We start from the raw sequence: 20,014 nt of genomic DNA on the forward strand, positions 1-20,014 counted from the left end.
GGCGCCCGCCCCGGGGCGGGGGCCGTCCCGCCGGGGGGCCGTCTCTCCGGTGCCCCACCCGCGGGCGGGGGGGGGCGCCGGCGGCGGCGCACACCCGGGGGTGCGACGAGGTTCAGCCGGACGTCGCCGGGGCGGGCTTCAGCCGCAGGTCCGCCCGGACCGACCGGTCCGCACGCACCCTGACGGTCCGGTCCGCGCTGACATGGCCGGGGGCACTCGCACGCAGTGTGTGCCTGCCCGGGCCGGCGAGGAACAGGGTGTAGAAGCCGTCACCGACGGCCGCGTCGTCCGGGGTCGCGACGGTGACCGTCGTGGCGTCCGGGTGCCGGGGGTCGGCCACGGTGGCACCGGCCAGGCCCGCGCCTGTACGGCTGTCGCGGACCGTTCCGACGGTCAGGCCGCCGGAGACGGGGACGAGGTCGCGGGTCCCGACGTACACGTCGTCGACGGACCAGTAGTAGCCCCAGTTGGCCACGAAGTGGAAGCGCAGTTGGACGGCCTTCTCACCCGCGTACGCCCGCAGCGGGACGTGCACGGTGCGGTGGTCCCTGCCGTCGCCGCTCGTGGAGGAGGTCGCCCAGGCGGTCTGCCAGGTCGCGCCGCCGTCGGTGGTGACGTCCACGCTCATCCGCTGGTTGTTCGGGTTGTACAAGTAGGCTGTCTTGAAGTCGAGTTCGGCCGATTCGCTGCCGGAGAAGTCGTAGACCGGGCTGATCAGCGCGCTGTCCTGGTGCGGGCCGATGGGCCAGTTGTCGCTCTCGACGACGGCGAAGGAGCCGCTGCCGCCGGTCGCGTTGCCGCGCTGGATCGGATCGTCGAACTCCCAGCCGTTGTCGGTCCCGGGGGCGTTGGCCACCGTCCACCCTTGCGGGGCCGAGGTGTTGGAGTCGAACGTCTCCGTCGTGCCCGCGCGTCGCAGCGTGTAGCCCACGGCCGTGGCGGAGTCGGGGTCCGCGTTCAGGGTGAAGTTCCTGCCGACCTGGTGCCTGCCGACGGTGACGGTCTGTGCGGCGGGCTCGTAGCCGGGCAGTGCGGCGGTGACCTCCAGGCCGTAGTCCGCCCCCTTGGGCAGGGAGAGCGCGTAGGCGCCGGTGGCGGGGTCGGTCCAGACGGGGGCCTCGGGAGAACCGTCCACCGTGACCTTCGCGTAGAGCGGCCAGCCGTGGCCGGAGCCGTCCCTGACCGTGCCGTGGACCTTCTCGCGCGGGATCGCCGCGAGGCGGAAGTCCCGGGTCAGGGCCTGGCCGTCGGCGACGGTGAGGGTGGCGGGAGCCGAAGCGGTGTAGCCGAAGGCGCGGACCGTGAGGTCCTTGACGGTGCCCGCGGGCAGGTCCAGGCGGTAGGCGCCCCGGCTGTCGGTCGTCGCGACGTCCAGCCCCGACCCCACGGTCGCGTGGGCGACGGGCCTGCCGGTCCCGGCGTCCGTGACTGTCCCGGAGAGGGTGCCGTGCGGTCCGCTGCGGAACGCGGCCAGGCCCGCGGGGGTGCCGAGGCCGGTCGGACCGTCGTACCCGGGGCCCGCGTTGCACAGGTAGTCGGCGGCGCAGGTGCCGTTGGTGCCGGTGGTGACGTCGTTCAGTCCGGCGCCGCCGGCCGCGTACGGGTAGGCGACGGGGGAGGTGCCGGGGCGAGGGGCGCCCGCGAGGGCGTACACCGAGGCGATCAGCGGAGTCGCCGCGCTGGTGCCCCCGTAGCGCTGCCAGCCGATGCCGCCCGAGCCGTACGTGAGGTAGACGGCAACGTTGTCAGCGACCGCCGAGACGTCCGACACGCTGCGGCCGGCGCACCCGGTGTCCTTCTGGTGGTCGGGTTTGGTCTGGTATTGCGCGCACCCGGAGCCGGGGCCGTAGTTGTCACGTGCCCAGACCGTCTCCGTCCAGCCGCGGGCGGTCTCCGGCGCCGGGGTGAGCGCGGTTCCGCCGACGGCGGTCACGGAGGGCAGGGTCGAGGGGAACGAGACTCCGTACCGGTAGTCGCCGGAGGCCGCGACGACGGCGACGCCGGGGTGGTCGTAGGAGGCGCCGTAGGTGGACAGGTCGGAGGCGAAGTCGCCCGGCCTGCCGTAGGAGTTGGACACGTACTTGGCGCCGAGGGCGACCGCGCGGTCGACACCGGCCGCGAGGTTCTCCAGACCGTCGTTGTCCGTCTCGACGAGGAGGATGTGCGCGCCCGGTGCCGACGCGGAGACCATGTCCAGGTCGAGGGCGATCTCACCCGCCCATGACTCGCTGGGCTGCGGGTACGAGGTGCCGCCTCGCTGGTCGACCTTGGTGAAGCAGCCGTTGGCGGTCGTGCACGGGGGAAGGCCGTACTGGGCGCGGTAGACGGCCAGATCGGCCTCGGCGTCGGGGTTGTCGTACGCGTCGACGATCGCGATCGTCCGGCCCGCGCCGCCGTCCGCGGGCAGGCTGTAGGCGCTCTGGATGTCCTTGGGGCCAAGCCCTGCGGGGGTGGCCGTGGCGCCGAGCCGCATGACCGGCGTTGCGCCTGCGGCGCGCATCGCGTAGCAGGTCGCGTGATTCCTGTCGGGCTTCCCGCAGACGGGCTCGAGCGGTGCCGGGGAGTTCTTCGCGCTCGAATCCGTCGCGTCAGGCGCCGTCGCCGGCGCCGGCGTCCGGGCCGGCGCGTTCGCGGTGCCGGAGGCCCGGGCCGCCGCCTGCGCGGACGGCAGGCTCCCCAGCAGTACGAGGGCCGCGGCGGCCCCCAGCGCCACGACGCCTCGGCCGAGTGTGCGCAAGCCCGTGGCGGCACTTCTCGCGGGTGGTGATATCGACACTGTTCACCAATCCATGAAAGGGCCCAACTCGGGCCCAGCTATGGCGGATTCACATCCGTCGGTGATCATTTACGAGTCCCGGTCGACGGTGTGTCAATGCATCCCTTGTAAGGGCCGGATTTCGCAGGAGCCCATATCGACAACAACCCCGACAACCGGGCCCGCTGAGCACACGCCGGGTACGGCAGGTCATCGCGAGCGCGGGTCCGGGCGGCCGCCGATGCGCGTCGCTCGCGTCAGCCGGACCCGGGGGAGCACCCGCACTCCCTGGGAGGGCCCGCCGCGTGGTTCGGGGGCCGAGGTTCCGCGGGCAGCGGCTCGTCGCCGTGCCGCGGGTCCTGCACGGGGCCTCGCACCGGCTCCGCTGCGGGCCACTGGGGTGGTCTGCGGACAGAACGGCACCCCCGTGCGGCGCGGGTCCGGGGGACCGGTCGGCGCTCAACGTTCAATCGCACCGGAGGACCGAAGCGCCGGGCGCCCAGAGCACTGCCGGGTTCGGATCTCCGCGCCATGTCCCACAGTGCTTGAGGGAGATTGCCATGAGCGGCACACCGAACCTGCCGACGCGGTCCGGCCCCTACCTGGACAAGGGGCCGCTGCCCGCCGATTTCTACGCCTTCGAGGAGCTGCTGACGGACAGTGAGCGGGAGAAGATCGAGTCCGTCCGCGAGTTCCTCCGCACGCAGGCCGCTCCGATCGTCGACGACTACTGGGCCCGGGCCGAGTTCCCCTTCCAGCTGGTGGAGGGCATCGGGGGTCTCGGGCTGATGGACTGGGCCGACCCGGACTCCTCGTCAGCCAGGCCGACGAACCTCTTCTCCGGCTTCCTGGCGCTCGAGTTCGCGCACGCCGACGCGTCCTTGGCGACCTTCTCCGGCGTGCACACGGGCCTGGCCATGGGCACGATCCTCGCCTGTGGCTCCGACGAACAGAAGCGTCGGTGGCTGCCGGCGATGAGCCGCTTCGAGAAGATCGGAGCCTTCGCGCTGACCGAGCCGCACGGGGGGTCCGACGTGGCGGGCGGCCTGCTGACCACGGCGCGCAGGGACGGCGACGAGTGGGTCCTCGACGGCGCCAAGCGGTGGATCGGGAACGCGACGTTCGCCGACCTGGTGGTCGTGTGGGCCCGTGATGTCGAGACGCAGCACGTGCTGGGCTTCGTCGTGGAGAAGGACACCCCCGGATTCACCGCGACGAAGATCGAGAACAAGATGGCGCTGCGCATCGTGCAGAACGCCGACATCGTGCTCGAAGGCTGCCGCGTTCCGGAGGCCAACCGGCTGCAGAACGCGAACACCTTCAAGGACACGGCCGGCATCCTGCGCCAGACCCGCAGCGGCGTGGCGTGGCAGGCGGTGGGGGTGATGTTCGGCGCCTACGAGATCGCCCTGCAGTACGCCAAGGAACGCGAGCAGTTCGGACGTCCGATCGGGGGCTTCCAGCTCGTGCAGGATCTCCTGGTGAAGATGCTCGGCAACGCGACGGCCTCGTGCGGGATGGTGACGCGCCTGGCTCAGTTGCAGGACGCCGGGATCTTCCGGGACGAGCAGTCCGCGTTGGCGAAGGCCTACTGCACCGTGCGGATGCGGGAGAACGTGGGGTGGGCCCGGGAACTGCTGGCCGGCAACGGCATCGTCCTCGACTACAAGGTCGGCCGCTTCGTCGCCGACGCGGAGGCCCTCTACTCGTACGAGGGCACGCGGGAGATCCAGACCCTGATCGTCGGGCGCGCCGTCACCGGCGGCCTGAGCGCCTTCGTGAGGTGATGGCGATGACCACCGAATCCGTCTTCACCGGTCTGAAGGTCCTCGACGCGTCCTCGTTCATCGCGGGACCGGCCGCGGCCACCGTGCTCTCCGACTTCGGGGCGGACGTCATCAAGATCGAGCCGCCGGGTGCGGGCGACCCCCAGCGGCGGCTGAGTTCCGTACCGCCCAGCCCCAGGGCGCAGGCCAACTACGGCTGGCACCTCACCAACCGCAACAAGCGGGGCATGGTGATCGACCTGAAGTCACCCGCCTCCGTCGAAGTCCTCAAGCGGCTCGTCGAGTGGGCCGACGTGGTCATCACCAACTTCCCGCACGGCACGCGCGAGAAGCTGCACCTGGGCTACGAGGAGGTCGCGGGCTGGAACCCGAGGGTCGTCTACGCCGACATCACCGGCTTCGGGGACGCGGGCCCCGACGCCCGGCAGCCGGGCTTCGACCTGACCGCCTACTGGTCCCGCAGCGGCCTGCTGGCCTCCACCCGCGATGCGGGAGCCCCGCCGACCGTACCGGTGTGGGGGAGCGGCGACTACATGTCGGCGATCGGCATCTACGCGGCGATCGTCACCGCCCTCTACCGCCGCGAGCGGACGGGAAAGGGAACCAGTGTCGGCACGTCGCTGCTCGCCGAGGGTGTCTGGGCCACGGGAACACTCGTGGCCGGCGCGCTCGCCGGCGGCACACCGTTCGAGCTGCACGACCGCAAGGCGCCGGCGAACCCGCTGATCAACCCGTACCTGACCGCGGACGGCGAGTGGTTCATGCTGGTCGCCTCGCCGCCGCACTGGCCGGGACTCACGCGGGCCGTCGGACACCCCGAACTGCTCGAGGACCCGCGTTTCGCGGATCTTGACGGCTTCGTCCGCAATGCCGCCGCGCTCGCCGAACTGCTCGACACCGAGTTCCGCTCGCGGCCCTTCGCGCACTGGAGGGAGGCCCTGGCCGCGGAGCGGATCACCTTCAGTCTCATCCAGACACCGGAGGAGACCGCCCAGGACCCTCAGTTGCGCGCCAACGACATCGTCGTGCCCCTGGAAGGGGTGGAGGGTCTGACGGAGACCATCAGCAGCCCGGTCAACCTCCGAGGGGTGCCGAAGGTCCCGGCGAAGCGGGCACCGGAACTCGGCGAGCACAACGACGAGATCCTCACCCAGTTGGGATTCGGCCCCGCCGAGATCGCCGAGCTGCGCACGCAGGGAGCCATTCCCGCGATCACGGACGCGGAGGGGTCGTCGCCGTGAGCGCGGCGTTCCGCAGCTTCCCGGCCGGGGGACCGGTGGGTTCCTCCGTACGACGGTGCACACGTCGTTGATTGCCGCTGCCGGGGGCTGGTCCTCGGCAGCGGTCGACGTGGTCCCGCGCTGGAGCCGTTCGACGTCGGTCGCCGGCCAGGAGGGTCGGCTGCGATGGCGGGGAGGCGGCCCGCCCCGTGGTTCGCGCCGTGCCGTCGGCTACGCGGTGTGGCCCCTCAGTGAGCGGAAAGTGTCGGAGCGCTCTTCTTGCGGGCGCGGTAGGCGGCCGCCTTGAGCTTGTTGCCGCAGGACTCCATCCCGCACCACTGCCGGCGCATGCCCCGGGAGCGGTCGATGTAGACGCGGGTGCACTCGGGGTTGCCGCACTCCTTCATCAGAGGCACGTCCGCCGCGCTGAGCAGCTCGACGGCGTGCCGGGCGACGGTGGACAGCGCCTGTTCGGCGGTTGCCTCAGTCCGGCGTCCGGCCGGTGTGAGCTGGGGCGTCGCCGGAGGGTTGCGCGCGGCACCGTTCAGCACGTTCAACGCCTTCTCGTCGTACTCCTGGCCCAGACGGCGGGCGGTGACCAGGCCGTAGATCGCCTCCCGCACCGCCTTGGCCTGCTCGACGTCGGCGTCGTCGGCGGGGGTGATCATGTCGACTACCGAGGACTCCAGGAACCAGGCGTCCAGCCGGTCCGGTGTCGCGAACATCTCGAAGCGCGCCGTGCGTCGCGCACGCAACGTCGCGGCGAAGTCGAGGGCCGGGTTGCCACAGACGAAGACATGGTCATAGTTCACATCACCATTCTGACAGGTGACTCGCCAGGGCGGCAAGAATGCCCGCCATCTCACTCACATGCTCCTCAGTGGCGCAGTCGCCGCAGTCGCCGCAGTGGCCCGGCTGGCCGGGCATGGGCAGAGCCTCCTGGTGGCGGCGCGGCTTCGGAGAAATTGGGTCGGCCCGGAACGACGCATCCCGTACGGTGCCTCAGTCATCGAGGAGGAGGGCGGGTTGCGGGCGTGGCACCCAAGATCGTGACGAGAGATCAGTTGGCTGGTGCGGCGCGGGCCGCGCTCGGTGGCGGGCGACGGCTGGAGACGGTCGAGCGACTCGCGGGCGGCACCACGAAGGGTGTCTACCGGCTGACGATGGACGACGCCATGACGGCGATCGCCTATCTGTGGGAGGACTCCGAGAACTACTGGCCGAGCACCGAGCACGACGGCGACCTCGCCGACCCGTTCTCGCCCGGCGTCGGGCTCGACCTGTTCGAGGCCGCGCACGCGCGGCTGGCGGCGCTGGGTGTGCGGGTCCCGGGGATCCACCTGGTCGACCGTGAGCGCACGCACTACCCGGCCGAGCTGGCGATCGTCGAGGACGTGCCCGGTGAGAACCTGATGGATCTGCGAGACCGCGACCCGCGCGCCGCGGAGCCGATCATGATGCGCCTCGCCGAGATCCTGGCGGCGATGCGCGGCCACCGGGCGCGGGCCTTCGGCAAGGTGGCCCTGATCGACGCGGGCGGCACGTCACGTTCGGCCTCGTGCGAGCAGGCCGCGCTCACCTTCGCGCTGCGCTGCCTCGCCGAGGCGGCCGGGCGCGACCACAGGATCGCCGACGCCCGCGATCAGTTGGAGGAACGGCTGCGGCAGCTGACCGCGGCGGTGCGACCGCGCACCCAGTACTCCGTCGTCCACGGCGAGTTGGGACTGGACCACGTCATGGTCGACCGCGACGGCCGTCCAGTGGTGAACGACATCGAGAACCTGCTGTACTTCGACGTCGAGTGGGAGCACGTGTTTCTGCGTCTGCGTCATGCCGCAGACCAGTACCGGCAGTTGGTGGTCGACGGCCTCGACGAGGACCGCCTCGCGCTCTACCGGCTCACCCAGCACCTGTCGCTGACGGCCGGCCCGCTGCGCCTGCTCGACGGGGACTTCCCCGACCGGGAGTTCATGCGCGGGATCGCCGAGCACCACCTGAACGAGGCGCTGGTGCTGGTCGCGGCGGGTTGAAGGCGCGCGCTGCCCGTTTGATTCCGGTCGGGGTGATCTCAGCGATCGTCGACCGCGAGCATTCGGACGGGACCTTCCGAACCGGCCGTGCGTGCAGCCGGTGGAGGCGGAGCCACCGGACTCCGTCCTGTTCACGGTGGCCCGCGCTGAGGTCACCGCTTCCAGGGTGGTGTCCGCAACGGCGGTCCAAGTCTTCCCTTCCGTGCAGACACCCGGAGGGGAAGCGCCGTCAGAGGTGGGCGACGTCGATGACTGCCTGGGCGAAGGCGGTGGGTGCTTCCTGCGGCAGGTTGTGGCCGATCCCGGTGAGTGTGCGGTGGTCGTACCTGCCGGTGAAGCGGTCACGGTACGAGGCGCCGTCGCCGGGGGCGGTGAACGGATCGCGTTCGGGGTCGAGGGTGATGGTGGGGACCTTGATGAGAGGGCGGGTGGCGAGTTGCCTCTCGTACCGGTCGTAGCGCCGTTCGCCGTCGGCGAGGCCGAGTCGCCAGCGGTAGTTGTGGATGACGATGGCCGCGTAGTCGGGGTTCTCGAACGCGGTGGCCGTGCGTTCGAAGGTGGCGTCGTCGAAGTTCCAGGTGGGTGAGACGGTGTCCCAGACGAGCCGGCACAGGTCATGCCGGTCGGTCTTGTCCTCCATGGCCAGGCGGCCGCGGTCGGTGGCGAAGTAGTACTGGTACCACCAGGTGTGCTCGGCCTTGGGGGGCAGGGGCTTCTTCTGCGCCTCGACGTTGGTGATGAGGTATCCGCTGACGGACACCAGGCCCTCGACGCGCTCGGGCCACAGGGCCGCGATGATGTCGGCGGTGCGCGAGCCCCAGTCGAAGCCGGCGAGCAGTGCCTTCTCGATCTTGAGGGCGTCCATCAGGGCGATGATGTCCAGGGCGACAGCCGACTGCTGGGCGTTGCGGACGGTCCGGGAGGACAGGAAGCGCGTCGTGCCGTGCCCGCGCAGGAAGGGGACGATGACCCGGTAGCCCTGAGCCGCGAGCAGCGGGGCGACGTCGACGTAGCTGTGGATGTCGTAGGGCCAGCCGTGCAGGCAGATGACGACGGGGCCGTGTGCGGGTCCGTCCTCCGCGTAGCCGACGTCCAGCACGCCGGCCCTGACCTGCTTGAGCCGGGCGAAGGAGGTGTGCGTGCCCGGGGTTACCGCGGGCACGGTCGGCGTCGGGTCGCCGCCTGCCTTGTGGTGGCCGGGTGAGGCGGCCCGCGCGCTCGCCTGGAACCCGGCCAGCGAGGCGGCGGCCGCGCCTACACCGAGGCCCGTGGCGTGGTTGAAGGTACGCCTGTCGATCATGAGGAACCCCTCCGTCATGCGGTTGTGAAAACTGCTGTCCCGGCTCGCTGACGCACCCGACACGTCTTGTCCGGGATCGCTGTGGTGCGAGTGCGATCACTGTTCCACGGCGGTCGTCACCAGTCAAACCGGTGACGCATTTTTGGTTCTCGACCGGACGGCACATGGAGGTCGCGCCGTCGTGGCGTCCAGGCGATAGGGGCGGCGGTGCCGCGAGGGAGGTGATGGCGCCGGCGACGGCCGCGGCGAGCCGGCGTGTGGCGTCAATGTCCTCCGTCCGTCATCCTGGCCGGTCTGTCCCTTTTGAGGGGACTTCCAGTGTGCGGTCGGGTGGGCGGAGGGCGCAGGGCGCGGCTCGGTCTTGCCGCGTATTGACGCGCGTAGACGAGGGGGTTGTGGGGGTCGGCCACGCCGAGCGTCGTGCGGTGGATGCCATCGCCCATCACGCGGCGGTCGCGGAGCAATGTTCCGGGCCTTCATGCGGGCGAAGGGTGCCCGCTCAGTCATCCAGGCGACCGGCCCGGCGGCTCCGCGTGCTCCGGAGCGTGGGCGATGTCCGTCGCCTGGTAAGAGGCGAGGAGTGTGCGCGCGGGCGCGGCGGGCTCACGGAGGGGTGATGCGCGGGGAGACCGCGGCCGCTTCGCGGCCGGAGAGTTCGTCCAGTGAACGGCCCCGGGTCTCCACACGGAGGGTCCAGGTGACGAAGAAGGCGAGGGCGCTGGTGGCCGCCGCCCCGTAGAGCAGCGGCGAGGTGCCGGCGGAGTCCAGCAGGATCGGGAAGAGGAAGGTGCCCAGAGCCGCGCCCATTTTCCCGAATCCGGCGGCGAAGCCGTGTCCGGCGGCCCGGACGTCTGCCGGGAACACCTCGGCGGGCAGGGTGAACGTGGTGGAGTTCGGACCCAGGTTCATGAAGGTGTTGAACAGCGCGAACCCGACGAAGACCAACGGCAGATGGGTGTCGCCGCCGCCGGGGAGCTGATCGGCGACCGCCAGCAGACACAGGGCGACGGTCATCACGGCGAAGCCCACGAGCTGCAGCCGGATCCGTCCGGCCCGGTCCACGAAGACGATCGCCAGCACGAAGCCGACGACGAGGAACACGTCCAGGAACGCGGTCCCCTCGGTCGAGGAGATGTCGTCCGCCAGGAACGTCGCGTTCGGGCCGGCCAGGGCCAGTCCGGCGAGCAGGGTCGGCGTGAAGATACCGACCCCGTAGGTGGCGATGTCCATCAGGAACCAGGGAACGGAGGTGAACACCGTCAGCCTTAGCAAGGGGCGTTTGAACAACTGGGGCTGCACGAGGGCGTTCCAGCCCTCCCGTGGCGTCTGCGACTGTGACCGGTCCCTGTCGGTGACGCGGCAGGCGACGCCGGTCATCTTCTCGGCGATCGCCGTGGCTTCCTCTTCTCTGCCGTTCTGAGCCAGCCAGCGCGGGCTCTCCGGGACGTTGCGGCGCAGCCAGATGATCAGAAGCGCCAGCAGGGCACCGAAACCGAGCATGATCCGCCAGGAGGCGATCTCGGGCCACACCGTGAGGATGACGACGCCGACGACCGCGCCGATCATGATGCCAGCCGCCTGGAGACTGAAGGCGCTCACCAGCCACTTGCCGCGCGCACGGGCCGGCAGGATCTCCGCCAGATAGCTGGCCGCAATGGGGTAGTCGAGGCCGACAGCGATGCCGAGCAGGAAACGGAAGGCGATCAGCGACCACAGGTCCCAGGCGAACGTACAGGCCAGGGAGAAGGCCACGAACAGCCACAGGTCGACCCGGAAGACCTTGCTGCGTCCCACACGGTCGCCCAGCGGTCCGAGCAGTGCCGCTCCGAACATGGCGCCCACGATGGCGGCGGCGGAGAGCAGACCCCGATCCGTCGCGCTTCCGCCCAGGTCCTTGGCGATGAGCGGATTGGCCACGCCGATGATGAAGAAGTCGAACCCGTCCAGTATCACCCCCAAAGCCGCCACCAGCCAGAACCGCCGGTGCATCGGGGAGATGGAAGCCTGGTCGAGTGTTACGCCCAGAGACGGCGGCGTGCGGGAATCACCGTTTGTCACCACATGCACCGAGTGAACGCGACCGCAAGCCCGCGATCAACAAGCCACGCCACACCCTGGTGCCCCGGACGCAGTGCGGGCGTTGACACCCCGTCGGACCATCACGGGCGGCGCTCCGCCGGGACGGGTGTCGGCCCCGGGCCCTCCGCCGGACAGGCCGCTCGGACGGGCGAAGCGACCCCGTGCCGAGTCGGTCGGGGTGAGGGGGCGTCAACGCGTCGCACCCACCGGACGCGTCATCAGGGCGTGCTGCCCGATGCGGACGACGACCTCAACATCATTAATCCCGTGGCCGGTTACTTCGTCGCCGCCTACGCTCTCGACATCGACATCGACATCGACAGCGGCACCCCGGCGCTCGCCGCCGTCGTCCGCCATGACCCCGCCTCGGACACCGAGCCCGACCCGGATGGGGAGCCTGTCGTCGTGCGGTTCCTGCCCTTCGCCCGCCAGGAGCGTGGTACCTCATGAGCCATGGCGTACGCGGTGGACTTCTGCGCCGGCACCGTGATTTCCGACTGCTGTGGTGCGGCGAGACCGCCGGCAAATTCGGTGCGTCCGTCACCGGAGTGACGATGCCGCTGATCGCCGTCTCTGCTTTGGACGCCGGGACGTTCGAGGTCGGCCTGCTGAGCGCTGCCGCCTGGGCCCCGTGGCTGGTCATCGGTCTCCCGGTCGGTGTGTGGGTCGACCGGTCGCGGCGCAGGCCCATCATGCTGGCCGCCGCCGCGGTCTCCCTCGTCCTCTTCGCGGGCGTCCCGGTCGCCGAGCGGTTCGGCAGGCTGAGCACCGGACTGCTGCTGGCCGTCGCACTGCTGACGGGTACGGCGGCGGTGTTCTTCCAGACCGCCTACAGCGCCTATCTCCCCAGCATCCTGCGACCCGATGACCAGCCCGAGGGCAACGCCAAACTGCACGGCAGCGCGTCCGCCGCGCAGATCGCCGGGCTCGGCTCGGGCGGGCTGATCGCACAGCTGGCGGGTGCGGTGAACGGGATGTTCGCCAACGCCGCGACCTTCCTCGTCTCCCTGCTCTGCCTCGCGGGCATCCGGCACCGCGAGCCACGCGTGACCAGAACCGGGCATCACCCCGCATCACTGGTCCGTGAGGTTCGCGAAGGCATGCGGCTGATCGCCCACGACCCCTGGTTCCGGGCACTGACACTGTTCGGAGCCGCCTCCAACCTCGCGCTGATGGGATACCAGTCGATCCAGGTGGTCTTCCTGGTCCGCAGCGTCGGTCTGACTCCCGGGCCGGTCGGCGCGCTCATCGCGGCCACCAGCGCGGGTGGCGTGGCAGGAGCCCTCGCCGCACGCCGGGTCGCCGACCGCATCGGCACGGCCCGCGCAACCCTGCTGTTCGAACTGGGACTTCCCGTGTTCGCCCTGCTCATCCCGTTGACCGTCCCGGGAGTCGGCGTCCTGCTCTTCGTCACCGGCGGATTCTGCGTCAGCGCGGGTGTCGTGGGCGGAAACATCATCAAGGCGAGCTTCCAGCAGCGTTATTGTCCACCGGAACTTCTCGGCCGTCTCACCGCGAGCACCGCGTTTCTCAGCTACGGGACGATCCCGCTCGGAGCACTGCTGGGCGGCGCGCTGGGAACCGCACTCGGCATCCGCGCCGCGATGGCGATCACGACAGCGGGGGTCCCGCTCGCCGCACTGATCCTGTACTTCTCCCCGATCAGGCGGACCCGGGACCTGCCGACCTCGCCGCGCACGACGGTTGGTTCCCCGCCGTCGCCGAATCCGGACGGCGAGCCCGTGCTACCCCGTCACTGACCACGTCCGTACCTGGCCGCCCTGTCGCACCAGGGCGTCAGAGCCACCGCTGTGCCGCCTCGACGCTGTCTGCGCCGTTGGTGTTGAACGCGATGGCGGCCTGGGGTGCATGACGGCGGATCAGGTTCACGATCTCCTCGAAGAGCGGCAGCAGTTGCTCGGCCTTCCGGATCCCGCCGCCGACGACCACGACATCCCAGGGGTGTCCGGCCAGCGATGCGGTGAGCGCGGACTTGGCCGACGCGTCGAACGTGACCAGCGTCATGGCCGCTTCGATGCCCTGCTCGCCGAAGCGGGCCAGCTCCGCGTCGAGGGCCGCGCGAAGAGCCCGCCCGTCGACACCGGGTATCGCTTGCGGGTCGTAACCGACGACCAGTGCAGAAGGCATGGGGGCAACTTATCGGCACCGCGTTTGCGGCGGCCGGCTGCCCCTGAACGTGCTGTTCCCTGAGCTCCGGCCCACCGTCCTGTGGAGCCTGACGGCATCGCCCGTGACGGGCGAGTACACCTGTTGACGTTTCAAGTAAGGAGTGCCTAACCTAAGTCGCTTTCGCATTCTTCCCCGTTCCCAAGAGGGTGGTCAGTCATGTCCCTGTCCGGTCCATCGTTCGGTTTGCCGCAGTTCTCCGCGGCGCCGGCCCCGTCGACCCCGCTCGGTCCCTTCGAGGACAGTGCGGTGGCGTGGGCAACGTGGGTGACCCTGATGGGATTTGTCGGAGTGACGGCCCTGGCCCTGATGGCCGCGGGGTCCGTGGCGCGCCGGATCGGAGCCGACGCCCTCGCCGCGGTGACAGCCAGACTCGCGCGCGCGGCGGTCGTCCTGGCGCTGCTGGCCTTCGCCGCGGTGCTCACCGATCTCGCCCACGCCGGTGACAGCGGCGGATTCCACTACAAGGCCGCCTGGAACACCCTCTACGACGGCACCAACGCCGGGCGCCTGTCCGGGCTGGAGGTGACCATGCTGCTGGTCGGTGCGGCGTTGACCGCACCGCTCGCCTTCCGCGCAGCCGCGAACGGCCGAGCCCGGAAGGGACTGCTCACAGCGGGCCTGGGCGCAGGGATGATCGCCCTGGGCACCACCAGGTTCCCGGACGCGGTGCCCGAGGAGTGGGGCCACACCATCTTCGAAACGGCGATGTGGATGCTGCATCTGTTCGGCGGAGCCGTCTGGTTGGGCGGATTGGCCGGCCTGGCACTGCTGGCCGTTCCCGGCGCCGTCCCACCCGCCGAACGCGCCGCCTTCTGGTCGCCCACGATCCGCCGCTTCTCCGCCGCCGCCATGAGCTGCGTCACCGCGATCACCCTGTCCGGGCTCTTCCTGTACTGGGAGCACGTCGACGGACCTTCGCAGCTGTTCACGACGATGTACGGCCGCGTGCTGGGAGTGAAGATCCTCATCTTCGGAACCCTGCTTCTGCTCGGTGTCTTCAACCAGTTCTGGCTGCACCCGCGGATCGACGCCATGCGGGCCGCCGGCGACGAGCGCCCGCTGCGCACCATCCTCGTGCGCCGGTTCCCCGCGGTGGTCACCGTCGAGACCCTGCTCGGAATGGCGCTGCTCTTCGCCGCGCCCTTCCTCCACGGCTCCGCTCGCAACCAGGCGTTCCAGGCCGAGACGGCCAAGCACTCCGCGATCGCGATCTCCCCCGAGGACCTGCCCAGGCTTCCCGACAAGGTGGCCAGTGCCTCCACATGGGTACTCGGCAGCACCGAGACCGTCGTCCTCATCGCCTTGATGATCGGCGGCTACTGGTACTCCGGGGTGCTGGCCCGCCGCCGCGCGACCGCTTCCGACCAGAAGCCCGCGAAGGGCGATCTCGTCGAGGCGTGACCACCGCCGCCGGTCCCGCACGAGACCCGCATGAAACCCGTACAAACGGGTGTCGGTGCCTCCATGTCCCGCTCCGACGAACGGCCCAGGAGATCCCATGGACCGGCGGCGCCCCCAGGCCGGGTACGCCGCCGGTCCGGGCGCGCCGTCGGTGCGGGGCGGCGGTGCGTTCCAACACCATCGTGTCGGCCTTGAGTTCGGCGTACGCGCAGTGTCGGCCGGTGTACGGGTGCGGACCTGTGCGCGGGCGGGAGGGCTGCTCGGCGGATGTCCGATCGAGGTGACACCTCCGTAGGCGGGGTGTCACCTCGACGTCCTACCCGCTGTGCGCCTTCAGATGTTCGAGGAGCAGACCGTTCAGCCTCTCCGGCGCCTCTTCGGGGATCCAGTGGCTGACGTCGTCGAATGTCTCGAACCGGTACGGTCCGTTGACCCACTCTCCGGTCGCCCGTGCGGCCGCCGGGCCGAACGCGGTGTCCTTCGTGCTCCAGACGTACAGCGTGGGTACGTCGATCGGGCCGATCGTGCCGTCGGGCCGACCGGCCCGGTACCAGTTCAGCGCGGCGGTCAGCGCGCCCGGCCGCGACAGGTGCCGTACGTACGCGTCCACGGCGGCCTGCGGGACCTTCCCGGCGTAGACGGAACGAAGCACCCTGGCGTTGTCGGCGAGCATGCGATCCTCGGTCGCCGGCGTCTCCCGCCACTCGATCATGTACTGAGATCGTGCGCGCTGGTCCTCGTCGCCGCGCAGGGCACCGGCCAGAGCGCCGGGGTGCGGGGTCGAGACGACAGTCAGGGTAGACACGCGGCCGGGGTGGGCGTGTGCGGTCCACCAAGCCACCGCGCCTCCCCAGTCGTGTCCGACCAAGTCAAAGGTCGGCCAGCCCAGTTCGTCCGCGATGGCGACGACATCGTCGACCAGGGCGCCCATGCGGTAGTCCGCGGCGCGGTCGGGGCGGACGCCGGGGGAGTAGCCACGCTGATCGGGTGCCACGACGCGATAGCCGTGGGCGGCCAGCGCCGCGATCTGCCGTTGCCACGCCAGACCTGTCTCAGGGAAACCGTGCAGCAGTAGTACCGGGCGGCCTTCGGGCGGGCCCGCCGCGATGGCATCGAACACGCCCGCGGCGGTCGCGATGCGCAGCTTGGTCACGATCCCCTCCTCCATACCGACTGGTTGGTCAGCCTTCAGGTCGGGGGAGCGGATTGTCAAGGTCGAAGGCGAGCTGACCCTGCCGACCGGGCGGCCGTCAGGAACGATGACCGCGGGCGAGTCGGAGCCAAGATCCCCCCGCGCGGCTCAGGGCCGATGGCGCAGGTACCCGCCTCCAGGAGCGGCGTATGCGGCGTCTGCCAGTAGGTGTCGCTTAGGTTCTGTCCCGCCGATCATGTCCGGAGCCAGATGATGGTTGCTGCGACGGTGACGGTGCCCAGGTAGACGTATGCGCGTTTGTCGTACCTCGTGGACACAGCTCGGTAGTTCTTGAGCTTGTTGATCGCCCGTTCCACGGTATTGCGCTTCTTGTATCGCTCCTTGTCGAAGCCGGGCGGGCGACCCCCTGCCCGGCCCCGGCGCACGCGGTTCACGGCCTGATCGCTCTTCTCGGGGATGACGTGGCGGATGCCTCGTCGCCGCAGGTAGCGGCGCGTCTGGCGATTGCTGTACGCCTTATCGGCGCTCACGCTGTCTGGTGTGGTGCGCGGGCGGCCCGGCCCGAGGCGAGGCACCCGAATGCGCTCCACGACTGGCTCGAACTGCGTGCAGTCCGCCCGCTGGCCCGCCGTCAGCAACAGTGAAAGCACACGACAACGACCGTCGGCACTCAGGTGAATCTTGGTGGTGAAGCCTCCTCGGGAGCGCCCGAGCGCCTCACCTCGTGCACCACCTCCACCAGGCGGGCGCACAGTCTCACCCATGGTCTTTCGCTCTGGCGTGCCATCGCGGCCGCCCCTTTTGACGCGGCGGGCGGCGGAGCCTTCCGTGCGCCGGCCGCGTGCTGGTGAGCACTGATCGAGGTGGAATCAACCGAGACGTCCCAGTCGATCCCACCGGCAGCATCGGCCTGGGCCTGCACCTGCTGGAGTAGCCGTTCCCAGGTTCCGTCGGCCGACCAGCGCCGATGGCGCTCATAGACGGTCTTCCACGGCCCGTAGCGTTCAGGCAGGTCACGCCAATGCACCCCGGTCCGCACCCGGTGCAGGATGCCGTTGACCACCTGGCGGTAATCGCGCCACCGCCCGCAGCGGTTATTGCCTATGGGAAGAAGCGGCACCAGACGTCGCCACTCCGCCTCTGTCAGATCTCCCCGACCAGTCATACAAGAGCCAACGAACCAGTAGGCGGCATGGGTGCGGTCAGCACCTGCGATGCCACCACGCCAACTCCGGGTCTGCCATCGGCTCGTGATGCGTTCGCCCGAGGAGCACCACGTCCAGGCGCTCCACCTGCACCCGGAGTTCGCCGGCGGCCCTTGGCGGAAGCATGAACAGAGCGTCCTGCAGCTTGTCCCGGGCCCACCCCTCTCCGCAGCACGGGCAGGTGAACTCAGCCTCCCACTGCCTCCACCGGCGCTTGGTGCCGTGGACGCGCACGGACCACACGCTCAGCGCCACTGCCACGATGCCCGGGAACAATCGCTCCCGTTCAAGCAAACGGACGGCGGCATTCGCCGCTCCCGACAGACCTGGGACATCGCGATACCGCACCCAAGGTCTTCCCCAGCCGCGTTCCCGCGACCGAAGTGAAGCTGGTGTTCTACGCGGCACGGCCCCTTCGGATGTAAGTCATGGACGGCATCCTCCCACAACCCAAGATCGGCCGGACAGAACCTAGGTGGACGGGCAGTGCTGTCTCCGACGACCAAGCGCCGGCACACCGCGCAGCTGACCTGACCCTGCCCGGCAGAGGTGCGTTCGTCCGGCGACGCGGTGAACCGAGGCCGGGGCCGCCACCAGTGGGGATGCCGGGGTGCTCGCCGGCGGCAGGGGCGAGGTGGGCGCGCAGGGAGTTGCCGTGGGCGACGATCAGGGTGGTACGGCCGGCGATGAGGGCGAGGTCCGTGGTGATCGCATCGGCCCAGTGAGGCAGGACCCGGGCGTGGACGTCGGCGAGGGCCTCGGAGCGGCCCCGCACCCGGTCGCAGGTTCGCGTAGCGGGAGTCTCCTCCGTCGGTGGACTGCCGGACCTGCTTCATGAGCGGGTCATGGCCGGGATCGCGGAGGCCGAGCGGCATGCGACGCAAAACCTCTATCAGGACGTGAAACACCTGGAAGAGCTTCCCAACCGCGATAACCGGTGCGACCCGCGGTGCGCCTTTTTCCGACGGGCCCAGCCCAGCCCGTGGCCTGACCGGCGCGCCGTTCACCCTGGGCTCGAAACCCTGCGGTCCTGTGCCCCGCCCCGTCTCCACTGTCCTTGAGTAAGGAGCCCGTCGTTGTTGCAGTCTTCCAGCCTGGTCGAAGGCATGGAGTGCCATCAGGTCGCGGTCACATCGGTGCCCAGCGGCGGGGGCCTCTACTCCAGTACACCGTCGTGCAGTTGGGTGAACAGGTCAGTGTTGTGCGTGTAGTCGACCTGGGCGTCGATGATGGTGACGCCCGGTTCGTCCAGGAGCTTGGGGTTCAATGCGGCCCTGAGCTCGCCCTCGAACTCTTCCATCGAGTGGACGCGGACTCCATGCGCGCCGAAGGCTCCGGCGTACTGGACGATGTCGTAGTCGCCGAGCTGCACTCCTGACTTGCGCCCGTATTTCAGGAGTTCCTGGAAGCCGACCATGTCGTAGGTGTTGTCCCGCATGATGACGTGCGTCAGGCGAAGGCCGAGGCGGGTCGCGGTCTCCAGCTCTTGTGCGCTGAAGAGGAATCCGCCGTCGCCGGAGACGGAAAGGATCTGGGTGTGGGGTCGCACCATGGCGGCGGCCATCGCCCAGGGAAGGGCCACCCCCAGGGTCTGCTGGCCGTTGGAGAACAACAGGTGCCCGGGCTGGTAGGAGCGGAAGTGACGCGCCATGTAGATGTAGTGCGATCCGACGTCGCACACCACGGTCGCGTCGTCGTCGACGAGTTCCCGCATCTTCAGGGCCACCGCGGCCGGGTTCAGGCCCGCTTCGGTGGCCGGCTCTGCCCGGGCCTGCTCATCGATACGCAGGAGCGCGGTGCGCTGTTCGGCGATCGCCGCATTGGCCTGGCTGCTCAGCCGCAGCTCGCCCACTAGCTCGGCCAGGCCGGTGAGCGTCGCCGCCACGTCGCCGCGCAGTTCCAGAGTTGGCTGGTAGTGGTTGTCGATGACTGCCGGAAGCGTGTCGATGTGGACGAGTGCGCGGGTGGGGTCGGTGTTCCACAGTCCCGGGTCGTACTCGACGGCGTCGTAACCGACGGTGACCAAAACGTCGGCCTCCGCGATCACGATGTCGCCGGGCTGGTTGCGGAACAGACCCACGCGCCCGACGTAGTGATCTTCGAGTTCGCGGGAGACCGCTCCGGCCGCCTGAAACGTCTCCACGACGGGAAGGTCGGTGCCGTCGATGAGCGCGCGCAGTGCCGCACAGGCCGCGGTGTCGGCTCCTCTGAGACCGACGAGGAGTACGGGTCGTTCGGCGTCCCGGATGAGCCGGGCCGCGCGACGGATGTCGTCCTCGGGGGCCGGGCCGAGTGCGGGGACGGGCAGGGGCCGGATGATCTCGGCGGAGGTCGGTGCGCTGAGGACGTCGGCGGGCAGGACCACGGCCGTCGCGCCGCGCGGTTCGGTGACCGCGGCGCGCAGGGCGTTGGCGAGGGCCTCGGTCACGTCGTCGGGGTCGTCGACCTCGCCGACGTACTTGGTGAACGGGGTGAGCGCGGCGGTGGCGTCCATGGACTGGTGGGTGCGCTTGAGACGGTCCGCCCGCGGCACGGCCCCGCACAGGGCGATCACCGGATACTGCTCGGTGTTGGCGGTGATCAGCCCTGTCAGCAGGTTGGTGGTCCCGGGCCCGGATGTGACCAGGGCGGCTCCCGGCGTGCCGGTGAGGCGGCCCACGGCGGCTGCCATGAGGGCGGCGTTCTGTTCGTGCCGGCACACCACGAGTTGGGGCCCGCCGTCGGCGAGTGCGTCGTAGACGGCGTCGATCTTCGCGCCGGGGACTCCGAAGACGTACTGCACACCATGTGCGGTGAGTGTCTGGATCGCCCGCTGCGCGGAACGAGTGCGCTGGTCGGTCATGGTGGTCGACAGCCTTTCGGAGGGGGCGAGGCGGCGCCGCTCGGCTCACCCA

The 20,014-nt window shown here is 70.1% G+C and carries 13 protein-coding genes and 1 pseudogene; 6 read left to right on the forward strand and 8 right to left on the reverse strand.

Annotated features, from left to right (window positions below; all coding sequences use genetic code 11):
* Nucleotides 1-112: 112 nt before the first annotated feature.
* Nucleotides 113-2,737 carry a carboxypeptidase regulatory-like domain-containing protein gene (locus ACFV2J_RS38755; protein WP_385083515.1) on the reverse strand — a complete coding sequence of 875 codons (2,625 nt, stop codon included), beginning with the start codon at nt 2,735-2,737 and terminating at the stop codon, nt 113-115.
* Between the two features lie 578 nt (nt 2,738-3,315).
* Between ACFV2J_RS38755 and ACFV2J_RS38760 the strand changes: the two genes are divergently transcribed.
* Both ACFV2J_RS38760 and ACFV2J_RS38765 read left to right on the forward strand, forming a co-directional pair.
* The gene (locus ACFV2J_RS38760) at nt 3,316-4,542 is read left to right on the forward strand and encodes an acyl-CoA dehydrogenase family protein (protein ID WP_385083516.1); all 1,227 of its coding nucleotides are present in this window, start codon (nt 3,316-3,318) and stop codon (nt 4,540-4,542) included.
* Between the two features lie 5 nt (nt 4,543-4,547).
* The gene (locus tag ACFV2J_RS38765) at nt 4,548-5,783 is read left to right on the forward strand and encodes a CaiB/BaiF CoA transferase family protein (protein ID WP_385083517.1); all 1,236 of its coding nucleotides are present in this window, start codon (nt 4,548-4,550) and stop codon (nt 5,781-5,783) included.
* Nucleotides 5,784-6,010: 227 nt separating this feature from the next.
* On the opposite strand, the gene ACFV2J_RS38770 is transcribed toward ACFV2J_RS38765, so the two are convergent.
* On the reverse strand, nt 6,011-6,574 hold the full coding sequence (locus ACFV2J_RS38770; protein WP_385083518.1) for a CGNR zinc finger domain-containing protein: 564 nt from the start codon (nt 6,572-6,574) through the stop codon (nt 6,011-6,013).
* 237 nt (nt 6,575-6,811) lie between these two features.
* Between ACFV2J_RS38770 and ACFV2J_RS38775 the strand changes: the two genes are divergently transcribed.
* Nucleotides 6,812-7,792: a phosphotransferase family protein gene (locus ACFV2J_RS38775; protein ID WP_385083536.1), complete on the forward strand. Its 981-nt coding sequence runs from the start codon at nt 6,812-6,814 to the stop codon at nt 7,790-7,792.
* 229 nt (nt 7,793-8,021) lie between these two features.
* Here the strand turns inward: ACFV2J_RS38775 and ACFV2J_RS38780 are convergent, their stop codons facing one another.
* Nucleotides 8,022-9,092 (reverse strand): alpha/beta fold hydrolase, encoded by a 1,071-nt coding sequence (locus ACFV2J_RS38780; protein ID WP_385083519.1) that lies wholly within the window; start codon nt 9,090-9,092, stop codon nt 8,022-8,024.
* A 603-nt stretch (nt 9,093-9,695) separates the two neighbouring features.
* Nucleotides 9,696-11,081, reverse strand: coding sequence for an MFS transporter (locus ACFV2J_RS38785; protein ID WP_385083520.1), 1,386 nt, complete (start codon nt 11,079-11,081; stop codon nt 9,696-9,698).
* Nucleotides 11,082-11,396: 315 nt separating this feature from the next.
* Between ACFV2J_RS38785 and ACFV2J_RS38790 the strand changes: the two genes are divergently transcribed.
* Both ACFV2J_RS38790 and ACFV2J_RS38795 read left to right on the forward strand, forming a co-directional pair.
* Nucleotides 11,397-11,621, forward strand: a complete 225-nt coding sequence (locus tag ACFV2J_RS38790; RefSeq protein WP_385083521.1) for a hypothetical protein — start codon at nt 11,397-11,399, stop codon at nt 11,619-11,621.
* Complete coding sequence (locus ACFV2J_RS38795; protein WP_385083522.1) at nt 11,618-12,931, forward strand: MFS transporter; 1,314 nt, start codon at nt 11,618-11,620, stop codon at nt 12,929-12,931. Before ACFV2J_RS38790 ends, ACFV2J_RS38795 begins: the two co-directional genes overlap by 4 nt.
* Before the next feature lie 37 nt (nt 12,932-12,968).
* On the opposite strand, the gene ACFV2J_RS38800 is transcribed toward ACFV2J_RS38795, so the two are convergent.
* A complete protein-coding gene (locus ACFV2J_RS38800) occupies nt 12,969-13,319 on the reverse strand; it encodes a hypothetical protein (protein WP_385083523.1) in 351 nt (116 codons plus the stop codon).
* A 315-nt stretch (nt 13,320-13,634) separates the two neighbouring features.
* Here ACFV2J_RS38800 and ACFV2J_RS38805 point away from each other — a divergent pair, with 315 nt between their 5' ends.
* A complete protein-coding gene (locus tag ACFV2J_RS38805) occupies nt 13,635-14,762 on the forward strand; it encodes a copper resistance D family protein (protein WP_385083524.1) in 1,128 nt (375 codons plus the stop codon).
* A 316-nt stretch (nt 14,763-15,078) separates the two neighbouring features.
* Here ACFV2J_RS38805 and ACFV2J_RS38810 read toward each other — a convergent pair whose 3' ends face one another.
* The 3 genes and pseudogenes from ACFV2J_RS38810 to alsS all read right to left on the reverse strand — a co-directional run bounded on the left by ACFV2J_RS38810 (nt 15,079) and on the right by alsS (nt 19,962).
* Nucleotides 15,079-15,915 carry an alpha/beta fold hydrolase gene (locus ACFV2J_RS38810; protein WP_385083525.1) on the reverse strand — a complete coding sequence of 279 codons (837 nt, stop codon included), beginning with the start codon at nt 15,913-15,915 and terminating at the stop codon, nt 15,079-15,081.
* 233 nt (nt 15,916-16,148) lie between these two features.
* Nucleotides 16,149-17,080 (reverse strand): annotated as a pseudogene (locus ACFV2J_RS38815) (IS5 family transposase).
* Nucleotides 17,081-18,276: 1,196 nt separating this feature from the next.
* On the reverse strand, nt 18,277-19,962 hold the full coding sequence (alsS, locus tag ACFV2J_RS38820; RefSeq protein ID WP_385083526.1) for an acetolactate synthase AlsS: 1,686 nt from the start codon (nt 19,960-19,962) through the stop codon (nt 18,277-18,279).
* Nucleotides 19,963-20,014: the final 52 nt, after the last annotated feature.

This window comes from Streptomyces sp. NPDC059668, from assembly GCF_042734135.1.
Taxonomy (GTDB): Bacteria; Actinomycetota; Actinomycetes; order Streptomycetales; family Streptomycetaceae; genus Streptomyces.